The sequence below is a fragment of the Lactobacillus sp. UMNPBX15 genome (genome assembly GCF_002553785.1).
Classification (GTDB): domain Bacteria; phylum Bacillota; class Bacilli; order Lactobacillales; family Lactobacillaceae; genus Lactobacillus; species Lactobacillus crispatus.
In genome coordinates, this window is record NZ_PCYV01000012.1 from 23,539 (window position 1) to 44,974 (window position 21,436).

18 protein-coding genes, 4 tRNA genes and 2 pseudogenes are annotated in these 21,436 nt (G+C 39.6%); 18 read left to right on the forward strand and 6 right to left on the reverse strand.

The window, feature by feature from the left end:
* Window position 1: 1 nt before the first annotated feature.
* From ligA to CP366_RS04540, 6 genes are read left to right on the forward strand one after another with little or no spacing between them, the layout of a single operon-like run.
* On the forward strand, window positions 2-2,008 hold the full coding sequence (gene ligA, locus CP366_RS04515; RefSeq protein ID WP_057726166.1) for an NAD-dependent DNA ligase LigA: 2,007 nt from the start codon (window positions 2-4) through the stop codon (window positions 2,006-2,008).
* A 12-nt stretch (window positions 2,009-2,020) separates the two neighbouring features.
* Complete coding sequence (locus CP366_RS04520; protein WP_081305082.1) at window positions 2,021-3,169, forward strand: CamS family sex pheromone protein; 1,149 nt, start codon at window positions 2,021-2,023, stop codon at window positions 3,167-3,169.
* An 11-nt stretch (window positions 3,170-3,180) separates the two neighbouring features.
* Entirely contained in the window at window positions 3,181-3,489 is a 309-nt protein-coding gene (gatC, locus tag CP366_RS04525; RefSeq protein ID WP_005720935.1) for an Asp-tRNA(Asn)/Glu-tRNA(Gln) amidotransferase subunit GatC, read from the forward strand.
* Complete coding sequence (gene gatA, locus CP366_RS04530; RefSeq protein WP_005720936.1) at window positions 3,489-4,928, forward strand: Asp-tRNA(Asn)/Glu-tRNA(Gln) amidotransferase subunit GatA; 1,440 nt, start codon at window positions 3,489-3,491, stop codon at window positions 4,926-4,928. The genes gatC and gatA overlap by 1 nt, the downstream gene beginning before the upstream one ends.
* Before the next feature lie 4 nt (window positions 4,929-4,932).
* Complete coding sequence (gatB, locus tag CP366_RS04535; RefSeq protein WP_005720937.1) at window positions 4,933-6,363, forward strand: Asp-tRNA(Asn)/Glu-tRNA(Gln) amidotransferase subunit GatB; 1,431 nt, start codon at window positions 4,933-4,935, stop codon at window positions 6,361-6,363.
* 24 nt (window positions 6,364-6,387) lie between these two features.
* On the forward strand, window positions 6,388-7,308 hold the full coding sequence (locus tag CP366_RS04540) for a diacylglycerol kinase family lipid kinase (RefSeq protein WP_005724311.1): 921 nt from the start codon (window positions 6,388-6,390) through the stop codon (window positions 7,306-7,308).
* 69 nt (window positions 7,309-7,377) lie between these two features.
* Here CP366_RS04540 and CP366_RS04545 read toward each other — a convergent pair whose 3' ends face one another.
* Window positions 7,378-8,088, reverse strand: coding sequence for a Bax inhibitor-1/YccA family protein (locus CP366_RS04545; protein WP_005725237.1), 711 nt, complete (start codon window positions 8,086-8,088; stop codon window positions 7,378-7,380).
* A gap of 162 nt (window positions 8,089-8,250) precedes the next feature.
* Between CP366_RS04545 and CP366_RS04550 the strand changes: the two genes are divergently transcribed.
* Window positions 8,251-8,598 (forward strand): hypothetical protein, encoded by a 348-nt coding sequence (locus CP366_RS04550; RefSeq protein WP_005725239.1) that lies wholly within the window; start codon window positions 8,251-8,253, stop codon window positions 8,596-8,598.
* Here the strand turns inward: CP366_RS04550 and CP366_RS04555 are convergent.
* Both CP366_RS04555 and nhaC read right to left on the reverse strand, forming a co-directional pair.
* Window positions 8,573-9,232 (reverse strand): hypothetical protein, encoded by a 660-nt coding sequence (locus tag CP366_RS04555; RefSeq protein ID WP_089143565.1) that lies wholly within the window; start codon window positions 9,230-9,232, stop codon window positions 8,573-8,575. The genes CP366_RS04550 and CP366_RS04555 overlap by 26 nt on opposite strands.
* Before the next feature lie 84 nt (window positions 9,233-9,316).
* Complete coding sequence (gene nhaC, locus CP366_RS04560; RefSeq protein ID WP_005725243.1) at window positions 9,317-10,690, reverse strand: Na+/H+ antiporter NhaC; 1,374 nt, start codon at window positions 10,688-10,690, stop codon at window positions 9,317-9,319.
* 400 nt (window positions 10,691-11,090) lie between these two features.
* On the opposite strand from nhaC, the gene CP366_RS04565 reads away from it, so the two are divergent.
* From CP366_RS04565 to CP366_RS04600, 8 genes are all read left to right on the forward strand, one after another.
* The gene (locus tag CP366_RS04565) at window positions 11,091-12,125 is read left to right on the forward strand and encodes a serine hydrolase (protein WP_005725245.1); all 1,035 of its coding nucleotides are present in this window, start codon (window positions 11,091-11,093) and stop codon (window positions 12,123-12,125) included.
* Between the two features lie 83 nt (window positions 12,126-12,208).
* Window positions 12,209-13,558 (forward strand): 23S rRNA (uracil(1939)-C(5))-methyltransferase RlmD, encoded by a 1,350-nt coding sequence (gene rlmD / locus CP366_RS04570; protein ID WP_005720948.1) that lies wholly within the window; start codon window positions 12,209-12,211, stop codon window positions 13,556-13,558.
* Window positions 13,559-13,560: 2 nt separating this feature from the next.
* Window positions 13,561-14,061 (forward strand): GNAT family N-acetyltransferase, encoded by a 501-nt coding sequence (locus tag CP366_RS04575; protein ID WP_005720949.1) that lies wholly within the window; start codon window positions 13,561-13,563, stop codon window positions 14,059-14,061.
* Between the two features lie 90 nt (window positions 14,062-14,151).
* Window positions 14,152-14,238 (forward strand) — tRNA-Ser (locus CP366_RS04580).
* Between the two features lie 7 nt (window positions 14,239-14,245).
* Window positions 14,246-14,319 (forward strand) — tRNA-Asp (locus tag CP366_RS04585).
* A gap of 6 nt (window positions 14,320-14,325) precedes the next feature.
* Window positions 14,326-14,401, forward strand: a tRNA-His gene (locus tag CP366_RS04590).
* 4 nt (window positions 14,402-14,405) lie between these two features.
* Window positions 14,406-14,478: transfer RNA gene (locus CP366_RS04595), tRNA-Val, on the forward strand.
* 70 nt (window positions 14,479-14,548) lie between these two features.
* Window positions 14,549-16,015, forward strand: a complete 1,467-nt coding sequence (locus tag CP366_RS04600; RefSeq protein ID WP_065989445.1) for an MFS transporter — start codon at window positions 14,549-14,551, stop codon at window positions 16,013-16,015.
* Window positions 16,016-16,057: 42 nt separating this feature from the next.
* Here the strand turns inward: CP366_RS04600 and CP366_RS04605 are convergent, their stop codons facing one another.
* Window positions 16,058-16,570, reverse strand: coding sequence for a TetR/AcrR family transcriptional regulator (locus CP366_RS04605; protein WP_005725250.1), 513 nt, complete (start codon window positions 16,568-16,570; stop codon window positions 16,058-16,060).
* A gap of 105 nt (window positions 16,571-16,675) precedes the next feature.
* Between CP366_RS04605 and CP366_RS04610 the strand changes: the two are divergent.
* Window positions 16,676-16,885 (forward strand): annotated as a pseudogene (locus CP366_RS04610) (oleate hydratase); the annotation flags it as partial.
* Between the two features lie 71 nt (window positions 16,886-16,956).
* Here CP366_RS04610 and CP366_RS04615 read toward each other — a convergent pair.
* Window positions 16,957-18,348: a transposase gene (locus tag CP366_RS04615; RefSeq protein WP_304441222.1), complete on the reverse strand. Its 1,392-nt coding sequence runs from the start codon at window positions 18,346-18,348 to the stop codon at window positions 16,957-16,959.
* A 234-nt stretch (window positions 18,349-18,582) separates the two neighbouring features.
* Between CP366_RS04615 and vat(E) the strand changes: the two genes are divergently transcribed.
* On the forward strand, window positions 18,583-19,227 hold the full coding sequence (gene vat(E), locus CP366_RS04625) for a streptogramin A O-acetyltransferase Vat(E) (RefSeq protein ID WP_089143697.1): 645 nt from the start codon (window positions 18,583-18,585) through the stop codon (window positions 19,225-19,227).
* Window positions 19,228-19,377: 150 nt separating this feature from the next.
* Here vat(E) and CP366_RS04630 read toward each other — a convergent pair whose 3' ends face one another.
* The gene (locus CP366_RS04630) at window positions 19,378-20,769 is read right to left on the reverse strand and encodes a transposase (protein ID WP_304441222.1); all 1,392 of its coding nucleotides are present in this window, start codon (window positions 20,767-20,769) and stop codon (window positions 19,378-19,380) included.
* 143 nt (window positions 20,770-20,912) lie between these two features.
* Here CP366_RS04630 and CP366_RS04640 point away from each other — a divergent pair.
* A pseudogene (locus CP366_RS04640) lies at window positions 20,913-21,395 on the forward strand (oleate hydratase); the annotation flags it as partial.
* Between the last annotated feature and the right edge of the window lie 41 nt (window positions 21,396-21,436).

Below are 21,436 nucleotides of genomic sequence, written 5' to 3' on the forward strand. Positions count from 1 at the left end.
AATGGCAGAAATTACTCTTGATGAAGCTAAAAAAGAAGCGGCTTCACTTAGAAAACAGCTTAATGAATGGGCTGAGGCCTATTACTCTAAGGACGCGCCTGAGGTTGAAGACAATGTTTACGACCAAAGCTACAACCGCTTGCTTGAATTAGAAAAAGAATTTCCAGAGATTGTGACACCCGACTCCATTACCCAAAGAGTTGGGGGACAGATTGATAGTGATTTTACCAAGGTAGAGCACCCGATTCCAATGCTGTCAATGGGGGACGTCTTTTCCAAAGCTGAACTGAAGGATTTTGATCAACGGATGCAAAAATTAGTTGGTCATCCAGTTGAATATAACGTGGAATTAAAGATCGATGGCTTATCACTATCGCTTGAATATGAAAATGGTAAGTTGGTTCGTGCCTCAACGCGGGGTAACGGTTATGTTGGTGAAGATGTAACAGCTAATGCTAAGTATATTAGTGATATTCCACAGACTTTGCCTGAACCGTTAACAACTGAAGTGCGCGGTGAATGTTACATGAGCAAGGAAGCCTTTGCCAAGTTGAATGCAGAAAGAGAAGAGCAAGGTCTAGCAGTTTTTGCTAATCCACGTAATGCTGCAGCGGGTTCTTTGCGTCAACTTGATCCTAAAGTTACCAAGAAGCGTCAACTTAGTACCTTTATTTATACTTGGGTTAATCCGCCTGAAGAAATTACTAGTCAGCACCAAGCAATTCAAAAAATGCATGATTTAGGCTTTCATACCAATGAAACCGGTCGTAAGTTAAAAACATTAGATGAAGTTTTTGCCTTTATCGATGAATACACAGCTAAACGAAACAGCCTAACATATGGTATTGATGGCATTGTGTTAAAAATTGATGATCTAGGAATTGAACAAGAGCTCGGCAACACTGTTAAGGTGCCTCGCTGGGAAATTGCTTATAAATTTCCACCTGAAGAACAAGAAACTGTAGTGCGGGATATCGTTTGGACTGTCGGCCGTACCGGAGTAGTTACTCCAACTGCGGTCATGGATCCGGTGCAACTAGCTGGTACAACTGTAGCTAGGGCTTCATTGCACAACCCAGATTATTTGAATGAAAAAGGCATCAGGATTGGTGATACCGTTAAACTGCATAAAGCAGGCGATATTATTCCAGAAATCTCTGAAGTCGTCATGGCTAAAAGACCGGCAGATTCTGTAGCTTATCAGATTCCAACGACTTGTCCATCCTGTGGGCAAAAATTAGTTCACCTAGAAGATGAAGTAGCTTTGCGCTGCATCAATCCATCTTGTCCAGCTCAAGTTGAGGAGGGCATTACGCACTTTGCTTCTCGACCAGCTATGAACATTGCCGGTTTGGGGCCAAAGATCGTTAAACAATTGATTGCTAAAGATTTAGTGCATAATGTGGCTGATCTTTATCACTTAACTGCAGATGATTTAGCACAACTCGATCATTTTAAGGAAAAATCGATCAATAATTTGTTAACTGCCTTAGACAATTCAAAGCAAAACTCAGTTGAATTATTGATTACTGGATTGGGAATTGACCATGTTGGGGCCAAAGCAGCACGCTTAATTGCTCAAAAGTTTAAAAATCTGGCAAAGATTATGTCTCTAGACGTGCAAGAAATAGCTTCTATCGATACAATAGGCATGACGATCGCGGAATCAATGACAACATATTTTGCTCAACCAGAAGCACAGAAGGTAATTGATGAGCTGCGTGAGAGCGGCCTGAATATGGATTACCTAGGTGCAGATGAGCCTGCAGAAATTGAAGATAATCCATTTAAGGATAAGACTGTAGTGCTAACAGGTAAATTAGAGCATTATACTAGAAGTGAGTTTACGAAAAAATTACAAGCTTTAGGTGCCAAAGTTACGGGTTCAGTTTCGCATAAGACCGATTACGTGATTTATGGCAAAGATGCTGGTTCTAAGTATACTAAAGCGCAGACTTTAGGCGTACCACTTTTGACTGAAGAAGAAGCAATTGCACAAATTGAATAAAGGACAATTATTGTGAAAAAATATTTGCAAGTAATGGCTTTAGCTGGAATCGCGCTTACTCTAAGTGGTTGTGGTAAGTTGAAGGATTCTAGTTTAGCAAATAATGCGACAAACACTTCAACCACTAAGAAAAAAAGCTATCAAACTACTAACACGGGAACGAATGGCTATACCGTTTTAATGAAAAATGGTCGCTATAATATTAGTCCGATTGCAGGATTAACAGCTACTGATAATGATAATTCTGTTGATACGCGTGAATTAGAGCGAGGGCTGATTCAAATTTCTAAGAATCAATTTTCGCCTAATCAATACGTCTTCCAAGAAGGACAATATTTGGATACCTCAACTGTAACTGATTGGTTAATGCGTAAATCCAAATCAAATCCTGATGGTTTAAACCCAGTAAATAATGGTAAGACCGGAACCGATACGCGTAATCCAATTTATTTGGAAGAAATTATCGAACAAGATTATTTGACTGGATCTGGTTCCAAGTATAATTTAGGTGGTATGAGCTTGGGCTTAGCCATGAATTCGGTTGATTATTATCAGAAAAAGCGTAACGGTGCAGAATTTCAAACTACTATTTCACGTGCTGAGCAAAAAGCTCAAGGTGAAAAAATAGCTAATGAAATTGTTGCTCGCTTGCGTAAGAAGAAAGCTTTAAAGAATATTCCGATTACGATTGGTTTATTCTCCAAGACTGGAAAAGATTCATTAGTTGGTGGAACTTACTTCGCTTACGGGACAGCGGCCGCTAATAGTAGTAAAATATCTAAATGGAAATCCATGTCGGAAAAAATGCAAGTTTTACCGACAACTGGTAGTGAAAAAGCAATTAACAGTGATGATGCATCGCACTTCAATGATTTCAAGACGGCTATTCAAAACTACTTCCCTAATATTAGTGGGGTAACGGCAACTTTGCGTTATACAAACGGTAAGCTTTCACAAGAAAACATTTCCGTAACAACGCAATTTTATGGCTATGAACAAATTCAAAGTTTTACCCGTTTGGTTTTGTCGTCAGCTAAAAAGTACTTGTCTGGCAATATCCCAATTGAAATCAAAATTGGTTCAGTAGATGATGTACAAGCTTTAGTTGCAAAAGAAACCGGCGATAGTGATTATCAAGTCCATGTTTATGGCGGCGAATAGGAGGTATTTGCGTGGAAATCACAAAAGATACCATTAAACACGTTGCGACTCTTTCGCGACTTGCGTTTAATGAAGAAGAATTAGATAAATTTACTGATCAAATGGGATCAATTATCAATATGGCTGATCAACTTAGTGAAGTTGATACTGAGGGTGTTGATGAAACAGTTCAAGTTGTTGATCGTGATACTGTCTTCAGAGAAGATAAACCTGAACACTGGCAAGGACAAGACAGAGAAACATTGATGGCTAACGTTCCTGAAAAGGCAAACGGCTACATTAAGGTTCCTGTAATTATTAATAAGGATGAGGACGAGTAATGAATTACTTAAACGAAAATATTGATTCATTAAACAAAAAGCTTGCCAGCGGTGACTTGTCAGCAGATAAGTTAGCTAAAGACACTGTGGCAAACATTAAGGATACAGATAAGAAGTTAAATGCTTGGATCACTGTTTTAGATGATGCTAAGCCTGCAGATAACCTTGACTACTCCAAGAGTAAGTTAGCAGGTATTCCAATCGCAATTAAGGATAACATCATCACTAACGGGATTAAGACAACTGCTGCTAGTCACATTTTGTACAACTACATGCCAATGTATGATGCAACAGTTATTTCTAAGCTTAAGAAGGCTGGCGTAACCTTTGTAGGTAAGACCAACATGGATGAATTTGCCATGGGTTCATCAACTGAACACTCATATTATGGTGCTACTCACAACCCATGGAATTTAGATAAAGTTCCTGGTGGTTCATCTGGTGGTTCAGCAGCTGCAGTTGCTAGTGGTCAAGTTGTAGCAGCACTTGGTTCAGATACTGGTGGTTCAATTCGTCAACCAGCCGCATTTAACGGTATTTTTGGTATTAAGCCAACTTACGGTCGTGTATCACGTTGGGGTCTTATCGCATTTGGTTCTTCACTTGATCAAATTGGTGTAATGACTAAGCGCGTTAAGGATTCAGCTGAAGTATTAAACGTAATTGCTGGTGCAGATGAGCATGACTCAACTGTTTCAACCCGTGAAGTACCTGACTTTACCAAGTTTATCGGTCAAGATGTTAAGGGTCTCCGTGTAGCTGTTCCTAAGGAATACATGGAAGCAGTTGACGGTAAGATGCGTGAAGTTATTCAAAAGCAAATCGATGCTTTGAAGGATGCTGGTGCAGTGATCAATGAGGTTTCATTGCCACATACTAAATACGTTGTTCCTGACTACTACATCATTGCTTCAAGTGAAGCTTCTTCAAACTTGCAAAGATACGATGGTATTCGTTACGGCTACCGTGCTAAGGACACTAAGAACTTACTTGATGTTTACGTTAAATCACGTTCTGAAGGCTTTGGTGCTGAAGTTAAGCGTAGAATTATGCTTGGTTCATTTGCCCTTTCAGCTGGTTCATATGACCGTTTCTTTAGACAAGCTGCTAAGGTTAGAACCTTGATCTGTGATGACTTTGACAAGATCTTTGCAGAAAATGATGTAATTGTTGGACCAACTACTACTGAGCCAGCATTTGGTATTGGCGAAGAAGTTTCAGACCCAATTAAGATGTACAACAATGATATTTTAACTATTTCTGCCAACTTAGCAGGTATTCCTGCAGCTAGTGTTCCAGCTGGTTTAGTTGATGGGATGCCTGTCGGTTTACAAGTTATGGCTAAGCGTTTTGATGAAGGTAATGTCTTCAAGACTGCTGACTTTATCGAACGCACTAACAAGTTTTATGAAAAAACACCAACTGGAATGGAGGACTAATTGAATGAATTTTAAATCGACTATCGGACTTGAAGTCCACTTCGAATTAAAGACAAAGAGTAAGATTTTCTCTCCTTCACCAGTAACATATGGTGCTGAACAAAACACGGAGACTAATGTAATTGACTGGGCTATGCCTGGTACCTTGCCAATGGTTAACAAGAACGTTTACCGTTTGGGAATCATGGTTGCCATCGCAACCCACGCTCACATTTTGCCAACTACTCATTTTGATCGTAAGAACTATTTCTACCCTGATAACCCAAAGGCTTACCAGATTACTCAGTTCTTCCAACCACTTGCTCGTGATGGTTACATCGAAGTTGAAGTTCGTGGTAAGAAGAAGAGAATCGGTATTCACGAAATGCACATTGAAGAAGATGCCGGTAAGAACACTCACGGAACTAACGGTTATTCATACGTTGACTTAAACCGTCAGGGTGTGCCACTTCTTGAAGTTGTTTCTGAACCAGATATGGAAGATCCAGAAGAAGCTTACGCTTACCTTGAAAAGTTACGTAAGATTGTTCAGTTTACTGGTGCTTCAGACGTTAAGATGGAAGAAGGTTCAATGCGTGTTGATACTAACATTTCCATCCGTCCAGCAGGTCAAAAGGAACTTGGTACTAAGGTCGAAATGAAGAACTTGAACTCATTCGATCACGTACGTCGTTCACTTGCATATGAAGAAAAGCGTCAAGAACAAGTTCTATTAGCTGGTGGTCATATTCAACTTTCAACTCGTCGTTTTGACGAAGCAACTGGTAAGACTGTTTTGGAACGTGTTAAGGAAGGCGCATCGGATTACCGTTACTTCCCAGAACCAGATATTGCACCAGATCATATTTCACAAGAATGGATCGATGAAATTGCTAAGGAATTACCAAAGGGGCCATTTGCTCGTTACGATGACTATGTAAATAAATATGGTTTGAAGCCATATGACGCTAACGTTTTGCTTCAAACTAAGGAAAGTTCTGACTTCTTTGATGAAGCTGTTGCAGCTGGCGCAGATCCAACTCTTGCAGCTAACTGGATGAACACTCAAGTTAATGGTTACTTGAATGATCACCGTATTGAATTGAAGGATATTAAGTTAACTCCTGAACACTTGGCAGAAATGATCAAGTTGATCAAAGATGGTACTATTTCATCTAAGATTGCTAAGAAGGTCTTTGCCGAAACTATTGAAAATGGTACTGATCCTAAGAAGTATGTTGAAGATAATGGTATGGTTCAATTGTCAGATACTTCTGTTTTAGCTCCAATGGTTAAGAAGGTTGTTGATGATAACCCTCAATCTGTTGAAGACTTTAAGAATGGTAAGGATCGTGCAATCGGCTTCTTAGTTGGTCAAATCATGAAGCAAACTCGTGGTAAGGCTAACCCTAAGATGGTTAACAAGTTACTTAACCAAGAATTGCAAAGTCGTTAATTTTTAGAACGTTAGGTAGTAATTATGACTAGAAAAGCAAGATTAATTTATAATCCTGTATCAGGTCACGAACAGATGCCAAAGAATGTGGCCGATATTTTAGATGTATTAGAACAAGCAGGCTACGAAGCTAGTGCTTTTAGAACTACACCTGAAGAAAATAGTGCTCGCAATGAAGCTACTCGTGCTGCTAAGGAAGGCTTTGATTTAATCGTAGCAGCTGGTGGGGACGGTACAATCAATGAAGTAGTTAACGGGATTGCCTTTTTAGAAAACAGGCCTAAAATGGCAATTATTCCTGCTGGGACTACTAATGATTATGCTCGTGCATTAGCCATTCCACGTGATAATATTCCAGATGCTGCTAAAGTAATCTTAAAGAATAAAACTCGTAAAATGGATATCGGTAAAGCTGTTTTTGGTGACCAAATTCAATATTTCGTTAATATTGCTGCCAGCGGTTCTTTAACTGAGTTAACATATGGCGTACCATCTGAGGTTAAGTCAGCTTTGGGTTATGCCGCATACTTAATCAAGGGGGCAGAAATGTTGCCACACTTGACTGAAAATGAGATGCGGCTGACTTATGATGACGGTGTTTATGAAGGTAAGTTATCAATGTTCCTATTGGGAATGACCAATTCAATTGGTGGTTTTGAACAAGTTATGCCTGATGCACAGCTTAGTGATGGATTATTCCAATTGATCGTGGTTAAGCCTTCTGACCCTGTTAGCATGATGAAGTTGATGGCATTGGCTTTGAATGGTAAACATGTTGATGATCCCAATATCATTTATACCAAAACGCGTAGCCTGAAGGCCGAGTTGATTGGTAAAAGTGAAGGGCAAGACTTACCAGTTAATCTTGATGGTGAGATCGGTGGTTATTGTCCAGTTGAATTTAACAATTTGCAACAGCATATTGAATTTTATGTTGGTGGATAAAATTTAAGCAAAACAAATAGCGTTGACTAGTGTAAAAGCTAATCAACGCTATGTTTGTATGGAAATTAATTAATCGCGATCTCCGCCCATGCCAAAGATTTGTAGCAAGAACATGAAGATGTTGATGAAGTCGAGATACATGCTTAAAGCCCCCATAACGGCTAAACCAGTATCTGAAACTTGACCGCCGTAGGTCATGAAAATCTTCTTAGCATTGTGTGCGTCGTAGGCAGTTAAGCCAGTGAAGATTAACACACCGATGCAGGAGAAGATAAAGGTTGCAGCGCCACTTCTAATGAAGAAGGCGTTAACGAGCCATGCAACTAAGAACCCGATCAAAGCTGCGCCAAGGTATGAACCCCAGTTGCTCAAGTCGCGCTTAGTTACAGAACCGAAGACGGCCATTGCTGCGAACACGCCAGCTGCTGATAAAAAGGCACCAGCGATTGAAGCGGAAGTAAATGCTCCTGCGATAAAGGCAAATTCGAAGCCGTAGACTGCGGAAAGAATCAACAGAAGAACGATGCCTAATGTTGGGTTCTTTGCTGCCTTAAAGCTGATTGTCATACATAAAACAATTGGAACAAATACGATGATCCAGTAAACGGCTTGTGACATGTTAGCAATTGCAGATGCAAACACAGTCGTAGTCAAGAATGCAGTTGCTGCAGAAACTAAAACAGCCAAAATCATGAGACTGTACATCTTAGTCAAGAAGCTGTTAACTGCAGAAATATCCTGGACTTGACGCCGTCCTGGAGTATTTGAAAAGTTATCCATGAAATATACACTCCTTTTATTTACTTGTCTTATCTATTTTACCGTATTTAGTGGTCAAATGAATAATAGTAAAGTTTTTCTTATGAAAAAACTAAAGTAGGCAGAAAGATGTCTAAAGAAAATCGCCTCCTGTATAGTGAAGATATAAAGGAAGTGATTTTGATGGAAAAAAGATATATTGACAATGACATCCGTGGTCAAAGAAGTGAATATCCAGATAAAATAGGTGAATTCAGACGGGAGACGATCTTGTCCTTTACTCCAGAAGCGGCAGAAAAATATCATCAGCTGACGAGTTCGCAAAAAACATTTATTGATCGGGAGCTTGATGATTTAAAATTTAATCAAGATACCACTATCAATAAAAAAGTAAATGCGGAATTAGACCAAGCAATCGTCTTTGAACGAAATGATCATGAAATAATAATTACAGATATAGTTGCTCAACCTACGCGTGACAGTCAGGAATATCGACGTGCGCAAATTAGGATGGACCGACAGAACCATTAATTTTAAGCCAAAGGTGGTGAACTACATAAACAGATAAATATGAAGCACACCATGTACAAATCCAAAGTAGTAAGACAGCTAAATAAATATTTTGTAAAGCTAGCTGTTTAAAATTAAAATATTGCCAAAAGATACGATCCCAAAAAACATTGGCTAAAAATGCTCGATAAGCATAAAAAGCTAGAAAGTGAATTGATTTTAGCCAGTAGTTCATATTAAAGACTTTTTGTGCAATACAGATTAGGTAAATCAAGAGGATAACCGCTAAAGCATAAATTGCCATTGAAGGTAGGTAATAACTGTCGTTGGTTAGGTCTGTTAATTTGAAAGTGGCTAAAAATAAATCTCTGGTCCTAAAATAGGTTAAAAGGTAAAATCCCACAATTAGCCACCAATATGTAAACAGAAAAGTTTGAATTTCATGATGAAAATTCCAGCTTAAGCCACCGTAGAGCCCAAAGATCAAAAAGCTGATAAAGATACGATCTAATAAATACCAATGGGTAGCCTCGGGACCATTTAAAATGAAGGCTGGTGAAGTGAATTTGACGAGGTTATAAAGTGATACCAAAAAGAGCTGCTGTGAATGATCGAATGGTAATGTCAAGAAAAGAGTAATAATTGGTTGCAACATGACACAACCGTTAGCTAGTAGATTGCGTAAAAAAGTTCCTAAAGACGATGGTCTTAGGAACTTTTTTACTGATATGATTATTTTCTACTTTTCTTTAGCCCACTTCAAGCCGATTCCGGTGATTCCGCTCAAAATAGAGAAGATTGGTGAAAGAAGACTGAAGAAGACGAATGGTAAGAAATGTAAAACTGGCACACCTAAAGTTGAAGCGGCGAATGAACCGGCAACACCCCAGGGAATTAAGTAGTTAATTACGCTACCGCCGTCTTCAAGTACGCGGCTAAGGGCTAATGGTGAAAGCTTAATTTTATCAAAAGCCGGCTTAAATGCACGACCAGGTAAGATAACTGATAGGTATTGTTCACCAACAAAAAGGTTGATACAGATACCAGATAAAATGGTGACCGTAATTAAACGACCAGGCTTGGTTAAATGTTTAACGAGTGGTTCCATTGCACTTTGAACAATGTTGAACTTCATGAGCATCCCACCCAAAGATAAGGTAGAAATGATCAAAGCTACTGTAGCCATCATGTTGGAAATACCACCACGGGTTAATAAGGCATTAACAGAAGCATCACTAGTTTTAGCCACAAAGCCGTTCATAACTAAATTGTTAAGCGATTGAATAGATTCGTGGGGACTTTGAATAAAAATCATGATTACAGTAATCGCAATGTTTAAAAAGAGCGTAGGGATTGCGGAAATTTTGCGCCAAGCACAAAAGATCATCAAGATAATTGGGACAATTGCCCACCAGCTGATACTGAAGTTAGTTTGTAAAATATGTGAAGTACGTTCAATCTTAGTTGGATCCATGTTGCCACTGTTGCCTAAGATCCAGAATAAAATTAATGAAACTACAAAAGCAGGAATGGTTGACCACATCATATTTTTAATGTGGGCGAATAATTCACTTTCGGCAACTGCTGAAGAAAGGTTGGTTGAATCGGATAAAGGAGACATCTTATCGCCAAAAACAGCTCCAGAGATAATTGCCCCAGCAACTAAGGCAGGATTAAGGTTCATACTAGTTCCGATCCCAAAAAGCGCAATCCCAACAGTTGAGATTGTGGTAAAACCACTACCGATTGCCATCCCAATAATTGAACAAACAATAAAAACAGATGGAACGAAGAAACTACCACTGATTAAGTGGAAACCCAGGACCATGATGGAAGGGATGATTCCCGCTTTAATCCAGATCCCGATCAAAGCGCCGATTAAAATAAAGATAAAAATCGGAATAATGGCTACACTAATTCCTTCTTTGATGCCATCTTGAACATCTTGCCAGGAAAAGCCACGCAGTCTAGCCCAAAAGGTAAGTAAAAGGACAATGAATAAAACTGGCACTTCTGGAGAAAGGGCAAGCTTGATAACTGCCAATCCCAGAATAGTGAGGAGTGCAATTAAGATAATAATTGATTCAGTAAAGGAAACTTTCTTTTTCTTCATTTTTATATTCCTCCAAATAAAAAATCCCGTTGACTTATTAGTCAACGGGACGACAATAGCCGTGGTACCACCCACTCTTTCAAGCATAAGAACTTGAATCTCTATCAGATGGTAACGGTTCTGAATTTTTCCGAACAACATTATAACGACGTATTTCGTCAAACTTTGCCTGTCTGGTTTGCAGCTACCACCAGTTCTCTGAACGCTGAGCAAAGTTGCTACTTTTCGTTTCTTGTTGAGCAATATGATAGCAAGATTAAAAAAGTATGTCAATAGATTTAAGTAAAATATTTTTAGATGCAAAAATTAACCAAATAGTTGAGTCTTCCTAGATACTAGATTTACAATTGAGGAAATATAGTTATTACATTGCTTGGGATAGTAATTAAGAGGAATCTTTATGCATAAAAAACGAGCTTTATCCATCTTTTTGGCACTTTGTGCCTTTGCAATATTTTTATTCATTGTGCAGCCAGGGGATAAGCTGGATAATGGCATTAAGAATCAGAAAGAACAGCTGCATGATTATATGAAGTTTCATCATATCAACGGTGTAATGTTAATTAATGATAAAAAGGGGCAACCGATTGTTGTCCAAAATAAGGAGACCACTGATTCAAGCCAAATAGTTAACGCTAATCAATTGTTTCCGATTGCTTCGCTACAAAAAATTATGACAGGAACTGCAATTTATCAGCTGCAACAAGAAAAGTTATTAGGTTGGAATACCTCTTTATCTAACTATTATCCTCAAGTTTCAGGTAGTAAAGATATTACAATTCGTGAGCTGATGAATCATACTAGTGGCTTGGTTAACAATGCTCGACCATCTTCTCCGCTTAAAAATCAGAAAGAGCAAATAGCTTATATGCTTAATCACATGGAGAATGATCATCTTCATACTTGGGATTACCAAGATGTTGATTATGAATTGCTAGCAGCTATTATTAGCAAGCAGACTAATTTAAGTTATAATGCTTATATTCAGACCGATTTTGCTAAGCCACTTAAGCTCCAGAAAGTTAAGGATTTTTCTGAGGTTAACCAAAACGAGATCCCTCAGCCAATGAGTAAAAATGTTGACTGGCACCAAGTGACAGTGACGACGTCGTCGGACTTTGGAGCAGGGAACTTATTCATGTCACCAATTGATTATTGGAAGTTTGTATATAACGATGTGCTGAAAAATCCTAAAATGGTAAACGAGTATTACCACCAAGCCCAGCATCAGACGGTAGCTTATTTTGGTGGAGTGTATTTTAATGGTGACATCATTCGCGCTAATGGCAGTATCCCTGGTTATAATTGCTGCTTTGTTGCGAATTACAAGACCAAGCGTATGATTATGCTATTTTCTAATAATATTAATTATTTGAGGTTGAAAGTAGCGGCTAACCACATTTTGCATGCGTATATGGGTGATAGTTGGTTCTAAAAAGCAGTCGATTATTTTTTGAAGCACAAAGATTGGTCAAGTATTATAATAATAGAGAGCTATTTTTTTAAGGTTGAGTGAGTATGAAAAAGAATCAAATTATAGATTTAGAAATTACCGATCTTTCGTATGAAGCAATGGGTGTGGCCCATTACGAGGGAATGACCGTATTTGTTACTAATGCACTTCCAGGTGAAGTGGTTAGTGCAAAGATTTTAAAGGTTAAGAAGAACTTTGCTTTTGCTAAAATTGAAGAAATAAAAAAAGAAAGTCCTGATCGAGTTAAGATCAAGTTGAATCAATGGGTTCAAACGGGACTCGCTTCTTTAGCTCATATCAAGTATGATAAGCAACTTGAATTCAAGCGTAATCAAGTTGTTAACTTACTTAAGAAGGCACATTTAGATGAGATTGAAGTAGGACAAACTTTGCCTAGTCCTGAGCAAACAGGGTATCGCAACAAGGCCCAAGTTCCTGTGCGAGAATATAATGGACAGCTTGAGATTGGCTTTTTTAGACGACATTCACATGATTTAGTGCCTTTGACAAATTTCTTTACCACTGATCCGGAAATTGATCGTGTATTGGTTGCAGTACGTGATGTGTTGCGCAAGTACAAGATTGCGCCTTATGACGAGGTAAACAATACGGGAATTATACGCTATCTTGATGTGCGTCGTAGTAAGGCTAATGGCGAGATAATGGTTATTTTGGTCAGCCGGGTTAAGGATTTCCCACAAATGATGGGTGTTGCAGCTGAGATTAGCCAGATTCCTAAGGTTTCAGGTTTAGTCTTGAACTATAATCCTAAGAAGACCAATGTGATTTTGGGTAAAAAGGATTACCTAGTTTTCGGTAATGACCAGATTACTGATCAAATTGGTGATTTAAAGTTTAGAATTTCACCTCAAAGTTTCTTCCAGATTAATTCGCTGCAAACACCGCGCTTGTATGATTTAGCGATTAAGCAAGCAGATTTAGGTTCGGATGATGTAGTAATTGATGCATATTCGGGAATTGGAACGATTGGTTTGAGTGTAGCTAAGCATGTGAAGGCCGTGCGTGGAATCGAAGTTGTCCGGGATGCGATCAAGGATGCCAAGGACAATGCCGAGCTAAATGGTATTGAAAACGCAAAGTATTACTTAGGCAAGGCTGAAGAAATAATGCCGCGTTGGGCTAAAAAGGGTATGAAGACCGATGTGGTTTTTGTTGATCCACCGAGAAAAGGGTTGACACCTGAATTTATTAATGCGACAGTTAAGACTGGACCTAAGAAGGTCGTTTATATTTCGTGCAATCCTGCAACAATGATTCGCGACTTGCTTTTGTTCCAAGAACAAGGTTATGAATTTAAGCGAATCGATCCTGTTGATATGTTCCCACAAACGCCACATGTAGAGGCTGTGACTGTTTTGACAAAGAAGAAGTAAATATGATTATTAAACCATTAATTAGTGAAGACGAAGCAAAACAAACAAGTAAGCTTTTCCAAACAACTTGGCAAGAGACGTATAAAGGCGTGCTACCAGATGTATTTTTGGATAATATTCCGGCTACTGCTTGGGTAAAACGACTCAATGAGAGTGGTCGTCATAATTTAGTTTTTAAAGACGATAATAACGAGGTTCAAGCAGCCGTTAGCTATGGTCGTCCACGTGACACTAGAATGCTTGGCTGCGGTGAGTTGATGGCATTATATGTTAAACCTGATTTTCAAGGCTACAATGTAGGTAAGACCTTGCTAAATGCCGCAGAAAATGAACTGAAGAAGATGGGCTATGGCAAGATTTACTTGTGGTGTCTGGCTGAAGATAAAGATGCACAAGAATTCTTTAAGCACTTTGGCTGGCGTAATATTGCTACCCAACGTTTTATTGAAATTGCTGGCAAAGAATATAAGTATTTGCTGTTCCAGAAAAATTTACATAGTTAATGAAGCCGAAAGGCTTTATTTTTTTGCTTTTTTTTAAAAAAGGTCTTGCGTTATCTTCTCACTTTGGTATACTAGTATCTGTTCGGCTATGGAGGATTACCCAAGTGGCTTAAGGGGACGGTTTTGAAAACCGTTAGGCGGTTATGCCGCGCGTGGGTTCAAATCCCACATCCTCCTCTAGTTTGGTCCATTGGAGCAGTGGTTTATCTCGCCTCCCTGTCACGGAGGAGATCATGGGTTCAAATCCCATATGGACCGTTGATGGCGGAATTGGTGAAGGGGTTAACACACTGGTTTGTGGATCCAGCATGCGTGGGTTCGATTCCCACATTCCGCCCCATAATGGAGGATTAGCTCAGCTGGGAGAGCATCTGCCTTACAAGCAGGAGGTCACAGGTTCGAGCCCTGTATCCTCCATATTTTTTTACTCAAAAGCGTTAGAAATTTTTGTCTAACGCTTTTTACATACCATAGAAAGAAGTTAAGCATGAATAAAAAACAGATTACAATGGTGACGGCAGCCTTGATGCTTGGCAACGTGATGTCGGGGCTAGACGGAACTATTATTAATACCGCTATTCCAGCCATCGTCGCGGCCTTGCACGGAATTCAATTCATGGGTTGGATTGTGGCAATTTTCTTATTAGGAATGTCGATTTCGATTCCGATTTGGACCAAGATCGGAGAGAAAATCACTAACAAACGAGCCTTTGAGCTTTCATTGCTACTCTTTGTTTTGGGATCGGCTCTACAGGGGATAGCGCCAAATATTATTTTCTTTCTGTGCTCTCGCTTTATCATGGGAATCGGTGCAGGTGGTATGGGTTCTTTACCTTATATCATTGCTGGTTATGTATTTAAAAATATTAAAACGAGAACCAAAGTATTAGGTTATTTAACTGCCAGCTGGAATGGGGCTGCGATCTTAGGGCCACTTGTTGGTGGTTGGTTAATTGATGCTTTCTCTTGGCACTGGGTCTTCTATATCAATATTCCAATTGGCTTAATCGCATTTTTGATTTGTTTAATTTACTACAAACCGGTTACTCCAAAAAAGACACCGGTTTTCGATATCCCTGGTGCTACTTTATTAGTAATCGGACTGCTTTTATTCTTGATGGGCGTGCAACTAGTTGGTTTAACCGCTAGCTGGATCATAATTGGATTGATTATAATTAGTTTAGTCTTCATCGTCTTTTTCTTTATTCGCGAAGGTCATGCAGACAATCCAATTATTCCAATTTCTTTATTTAAAAATAAAGATTTAGATGGCGACTTTTTATTATTTGCCTTTACTTGGGGTGCCTTTTTAGCAGTAAACACCTATATGCCAATGTGGGCTCAGGCATTACTAGGCTTGTCAGCTTTAATTGGTGGGATGACGTTAATTCCAAATTCGATTGTTGAAATTATCGCATCTCAAAGTGTAGCAGCGATTCAGGAGCATATGACAACCTTTAAATTAGTTTTGATTGGAATAGTTGCCATGATTATCTCATCAGCTGGTTTGTTTATTTCTGGCATACATACGCCTGTGCAGATGCTGACCTTTATTGGTGCATTTTCTGGCATTGGGGTTGGCTTTATCTTTGTTGCTTTGCAATTAAAGGTACAACTTGATGCGGGACTAAAGAATATGGCAACGGCCACTTCAACTTCATATTTGATCAGAATTTTAGCTCAAACAGTAATGGCTGCTGTTTATGGCGTAATTATGAATCTGAACTTGGCCAGCGGAGTTCAAACGCACAAGGGAATCACGATGACCATGATGAATAAATTGAGTGATGCGCAAAGTGCCAAGAGTTTGCCGCAAAACTTAGTGCCAACAATGAGAACTATTTTCCACGGCGGTATTAAGGAAATTATGTTGGTTTCATTGATTTTGTTAATTATCGCCTTTGTAATGAATTTCTACTTTAACTTTGGTAAAAAATGCAAGAAATTGCAATAATTTTGAAAATGAAAGCTCGATTTGTGAGCTCTTCTTTTTTAGTTACAGCATAATGTGTTTTTCGGCATAAGTGATTAAATCAGTCAAGCTGGTCTGATAATTTTGCTTAACCCACCAGACTAACAGCATATAGATTCCACCAGATTGATAGGCTATTGCATAGTCGGGTAGGTGGACATCAGAATGGTAAACTGACATCAGCTTTTTCAAATATTTAGTTTGAAAATTAAGTAATTCTCCTTCAAATCCTGCATCAAGCAGTAATTTCATTAGTTGAGGATTATCTTTGAAGAATTCAAGGTAGGCAGTAAGCTGCTGCTTAAAAGTTCTCAAATTATGTTGATCAATATCAGCGATAAAATTATGGTATTGATTAAATAAAAATTGCGCAATGACTTCATCTTTTTGGTCATAATTGCGATAAAAGGAAGTACGAGATACCTTAGCCTTACGGGTGATTTCTGCAATAGAGATCTCCGTATAAGGCTTTTTTTGTAGTAATTTGAATAATGCATGTTCAATTTGTTGCTGCGTATGCAGACTCTTCATATTCATCAAGATCATCCCCAAATGTAAAATGTTTGACAACTGATACCGCTTACATTATATTATAAGCGTAAATAGTTACAAGTGTAACGATTATTGAAAGAAGTGTCAATTATGCATTATAGTAATGGCAATTATGAAGCCTTTGTTAAGGCTGATAAACCTAAAGATGTTGATCAAAAATCTGCTTATATTGTTGGTAGTGGCTTGGCTGCATTAGCTACTGCTGTCTTTTTAATTCGTGATGGCCAAATGAAGGGCGAGAAAATTCACATTTTTGAAGAATTAGGTCTGCCTGGTGGCTCAATGGATGGGATCTATAATAACTTAAACTTCCCACATCAAAAAAACTATGAAGCCTTGAAAACTCAATAGTTTAGCCAGTAAATATTCAATTAAGCTGCTAGTGATGGCGATATAGCCTCTTGCATGTACTTCGGAAGGCGAGAAATGAAAGCGTTGGTGAATCTTTCCATCTGCTCTTCTGTCGGTTGGAAGATCTCTTTCACGCTCTCGAACATGGCTTCTACCAGGATCTGAATGGAGTGATTGAAAGTGATGTCCGCAAGCTCGTCTATCATGCAGTAAAATAGCTCGCCCATAGTCCTATCATCTTCATCATCTCGCTTTTCAACTGACATGAACATGTAGCGCAAAAAGACAAAAGCTGTATGGGCAGTCAATGCATCATATGAAAGACCATGGTATTCAGTGCCAAGCTTCAAGAAACTCTTGCAGGTCTTGAAGAAGACCTCGATGTCCCATCTTTTGCCGTAAATTCTGATGATCTCATTTTCATCGATCGTCATGTCCGTGCAAATAAGAGCGATCCAGTCTTTGCGGTTGGAGCGATTTCTTACGCAGACTATTCTGGCGTCAATCTGGGTACCATCTTTGGCAGGATCTCCAACCTTTACAGGGACGGACAGGAGATATCTTGAACGACCTCGACGCTTCTTGCATGCGTTGAAGATCTGCTTGACGTTCATCCGCTTTCCTTCGAACTCGTATGTGATCTTGGAGCTTTTCTTCACCATGGCGATTACGTTCAAACCACGTTGACTGATTTGGACAATCTGATGAGGATTGGAGAACCAAGTGTCAAACATGACGTACTTGGCAGTGAGCCCTGCTTTCAAGGCTTGATCGAGCAGCTGGATAACTACATCGGTCCCCTTTGATTGGGCCATAATCCGCCTCTTGGCCGCGATTGTGCGCTTGTCGATCTTCTTGGTTGTCCCGATGACATTCTGATCGTTCTTTGAGGACAAGAGTGATGAAGCGATTGGGACAAAGGAGGATCCATCAGTCCAACCCATGGTCATCATCCGAAAGCCCTTCTTGTAGGTCATCGAAACGTGGTCGAATACTTTGGCAGCCAGCTCAGTCTTCTTGTATCCAGTTCTGGAGTAGAGCGAATCGTCAAAGACGAAGCAATCGGCACGTTGGTCAGAAGTCAGATCTTTCAGGTGCCCATTGACGATCCTCTCAGCTAGCAGAATAGTGAGGCGAAGCCAGTTGATATGTGGGTTCTGCATGAATCGATAGTAGGTGTTTTTGGAGAAGCCAGCAGTACACTTGCCAGACTTCTGTTGCATGTACATGCTTCTATCTCGAAACACATTACTGAAGATGTATGAAAGGATCGACCAAAGTGGGATTCCTTTGGACTTGCGGAGCCCACATCTACGGAGAAGCTCCATAACTTTGTAGTCCTTGAAGAACTTTTCAACAGAACGGGCGATTTTAGGTTCGTTTTTGGTATCGAATGATGGTAAACTAGACATAGCACAAGCCTTTCGTTTGATATTGATGATGTTGTAGTTGAATTATATCAAGCGAACAAAGGCCTTGTGCTTTTTTATTGGCTAAACTATTGAATTTTCAAGGTACAAGCCCACTTTTGCAAGTGGGAAGTTTAAGTTATATGTACGAAGGCATTTCATTTACACAAGATTCTTGACGCTACCAATCTTCTAGACTATAATTAAAATCAAACAACTCAATTCGGAGGTACTAACATGACCATACCTGACGCAAATGCAATTTATCCCAATCCAGCCATCAAAGAGGTTGTCTTTATCAAGAACGTGATCAAAAGTCCCAATATTGAAATTGGGGACTACACCTATTATGATGACCCAGTAAATCCCACCGATTTTGAGAAACACGTTACCCATCACTATGAATTTCTAGGCGACAAATTAATCATCGGTAAATTCTGTTCTATCGCCAGTGGTATTGAATTTATTATGAACGGTGCCAATCACGTAATGAAAGGTATTTCAACTTATCCATTTAATATTTTGGGTGGCGATTGGCAGAAATATACTCCTGAACTGACTGATTTGCCGTTGAAAGGTGATACTGTAGTCGGAAATGACGTGTGGTTTGGGCAAAATGTGACCGTCCTACCAGGCGTAAAAATAGGTGACGGTGCCATTATCGGAGCAAATAGTGTCGTAACAAAAGACGTCGCTCCATATACAATTGTCGGTGGCAATCCAATTCAACTCATCAAACCAAGATTTGAACCAGAAGTTATTCAAGCATTAGAAAACCTGGCATGGTGGAATAAAGATGTTGAATGGATAACTGTTAATGTTCCTAAACTAATGCAAACAACGCCCACAGTTGAATTGATAAACAGTTTAATGGAAAAATAAAAGCAAAAAAGGCCGTGCAAGCAATCCAAGAATGATTGTTTACACGGCCTTTACTATTTAGTGAATCCAATTTATTAATAACTTAAACTTCCCACATCAAAAAAACTATGAAGCCTTGAAAACTCAATAGTTTAGCCAGTAAATATTCAATTAAGCTGCTAGTGATGGCGATATAGCCTCTTGCATGTACTTCGGAAGGCGAGAAATGAAAGCGTTGGTGAATCTTTCCATCTGCTCTTCTGTCGGTTGGAAGATCTCTTTCACGCTCTCGAACATGGCTTCTACCAGGATCTGAATGGAGTGATTGAAAGTGATGTCCGCAAGCTCGTCTATCATGCAGTAAAATAGCTCGCCCATAGTCCTATCATCTTCATCATCTCGCTTTTCAACTGACATGAACATGTAGCGCAAAAAGACAAAAGCTGTATGGGCAGTCAATGCATCATATGAAAGACCATGGTATTCAGTGCCAAGCTTCAAGAAACTCTTGCAGGTCTTGAAGAAGACCTCGATGTCCCATCTTTTGCCGTAAATTCTGATGATCTCATTTTCATCGATCGTCATGTCCGTGCAAATAAGAGCGATCCAGTCTTTGCGGTTGGAGCGATTTCTTACGCAGACTATTCTGGCGTCAATCTGGGTACCATCTTTGGCAGGATCTCCAACCTTTACAGGGACGGACAGGAGATATCTTGAACGACCTCGACGCTTCTTGCATGCGTTGAAGATCTGCTTGACGTTCATCCGCTTTCCTTCGAACTCGTATGTGATCTTGGAGCTTTTCTTCACCATGGCGATTACGTTCAAACCACGTTGACTGATTTGGACAATCTGATGAGGATTGGAGAACCAAGTGTCAAACATGACGTACTTGGCAGTGAGCCCTGCTTTCAAGGCTTGATCGAGCAGCTGGATAACTACATCGGTCCCCTTTGATTGGGCCATAATCCGCCTCTTGGCCGCGATTGTGCGCTTGTCGATCTTCTTGGTTGTCCCGATGACATTCTGATCGTTCTTTGAGGACAAGAGTGATGAAGCGATTGGGACAAAGGAGGATCCATCAGTCCAACCCATGGTCATCATCCGAAAGCCCTTCTTGTAGGTCATCGAAACGTGGTCGAATACTTTGGCAGCCAGCTCAGTCTTCTTGTATCCAGTTCTGGAGTAGAGCGAATCGTCAAAGACGAAGCAATCGGCACGTTGGTCAGAAGTCAGATCTTTCAGGTGCCCATTGACGATCCTCTCAGCTAGCAGAATAGTGAGGCGAAGCCAGTTGATATGTGGGTTCTGCATGAATCGATAGTAGGTGTTTTTGGAGAAGCCAGCAGTACACTTGCCAGACTTCTGTTGCATGTACATGCTTCTATCTCGAAACACATTACTGAAGATGTATGAAAGGATCGACCAAAGTGGGATTCCTTTGGACTTGCGGAGCCCACATCTACGGAGAAGCTCCATAACTTTGTAGTCCTTGAAGAACTTTTCAACAGAACGGGCGATTTTAGGTTCGTTTTTGGTATCGAATGATGGTAAACTAGACATAGCACAAGCCTTTCGTTTGATATTGATGATGTTGTAGTTGAATTATATCAAGCGAACAAAGGCCTTGTGCTTTTTTATTGGCTAAACTATTGAATTTTCAAGGTACAAGCCCACTTTTGTAAGTGGGAAGTTTAAGTAATAAAGAAAAGGAAAGTTACATCATTCGTGGCGGTCGTGAAATGGAGCCGCACTTTGAATGTTTGTGGGATTTATTTAGATCAATCCCTTCGCCTGACCATGAAGGTGAATCTATTTTGGATTCCTTCTATCGTTTAAATAGAAAAGATCCAAGTTATGCTAAAACTAGAGTAATTGTAAATCGTGGTCAAGCTTTGCCGACTGATGGGCAACTTCTTTTGACACCAAAGGCAGTGAAGGAAATTGTTGATCTTTGTTTAGCTCCCGAAAAAGACTTGCAAAATAAGAAGATTAATGAAGTCTTCACTAAGGAATTCTTTGAATCTAACTTCTGGTTATATTGGTCAACAATGTTTGCTTTTGAACCATGGGCAAGTGCGATGGAGATGCGCCGCTACTTGATGCGGTTCGTTCAACACGTAGCTACATTAAAGAACTTGTCATCATTGCGTTTTACCAAGTATAACCAATATGAATCATTTATTTTGTCTGGATTGAATAGAGCTTGAGCAAAATCTTTGGTAAAATC

Excerpts from the sequence above, each read along its gene's own strand:
- gatB (WP_005720937.1), top strand. The coding sequence starts at position 4,933 with ATGAATTTTAAATCGACTATCGGACTTGAAGTCCACTTCGAATTAAAG.
- CP366_RS04555 (WP_089143565.1), bottom strand. The coding sequence starts at position 9,232 with ATGTTGCAACCAATTATTACTCTTTTCTTGACATTACCATTCGATCAT.
- rlmD (WP_005720948.1), top strand. The coding sequence starts at position 12,209 with ATGAAAAAGAATCAAATTATAGATTTAGAAATTACCGATCTTTCGTAT.
- CP366_RS04630 (WP_304441222.1), bottom strand. The coding sequence starts at position 20,769 with ATGTCTAGTTTACCATCATTCGATACCAAAAACGAACCTAAAATCGCC.
- CP366_RS04615 (WP_304441222.1), bottom strand. The coding sequence starts at position 18,348 with ATGTCTAGTTTACCATCATTCGATACCAAAAACGAACCTAAAATCGCC.
- nhaC (WP_005725243.1), bottom strand. The coding sequence starts at position 10,690 with ATGAAGAAAAAGAAAGTTTCCTTTACTGAATCAATTATTATCTTAATT.
- CP366_RS04545 (WP_005725237.1), bottom strand. The coding sequence starts at position 8,088 with ATGGATAACTTTTCAAATACTCCAGGACGGCGTCAAGTCCAGGATATT.
- CP366_RS04605 (WP_005725250.1), bottom strand. The coding sequence starts at position 16,570 with ATGAATATGAAGAGTCTGCATACGCAGCAACAAATTGAACATGCATTA.
- CP366_RS04550 (WP_005725239.1), top strand. The coding sequence starts at position 8,251 with ATGGAAAAAAGATATATTGACAATGACATCCGTGGTCAAAGAAGTGAA.
- CP366_RS04565 (WP_005725245.1), top strand. The coding sequence starts at position 11,091 with ATGCATAAAAAACGAGCTTTATCCATCTTTTTGGCACTTTGTGCCTTT.
- CP366_RS04540 (WP_005724311.1), top strand. The coding sequence starts at position 6,388 with ATGACTAGAAAAGCAAGATTAATTTATAATCCTGTATCAGGTCACGAA.
- gatA (WP_005720936.1), top strand. The coding sequence starts at position 3,489 with ATGAATTACTTAAACGAAAATATTGATTCATTAAACAAAAAGCTTGCC.
- CP366_RS04600 (WP_065989445.1), top strand. The coding sequence starts at position 14,549 with ATGAATAAAAAACAGATTACAATGGTGACGGCAGCCTTGATGCTTGGC.
- ligA (WP_057726166.1), top strand. The coding sequence starts at position 2 with ATGGCAGAAATTACTCTTGATGAAGCTAAAAAAGAAGCGGCTTCACTT.
- CP366_RS04575 (WP_005720949.1), top strand. The coding sequence starts at position 13,561 with ATGATTATTAAACCATTAATTAGTGAAGACGAAGCAAAACAAACAAGT.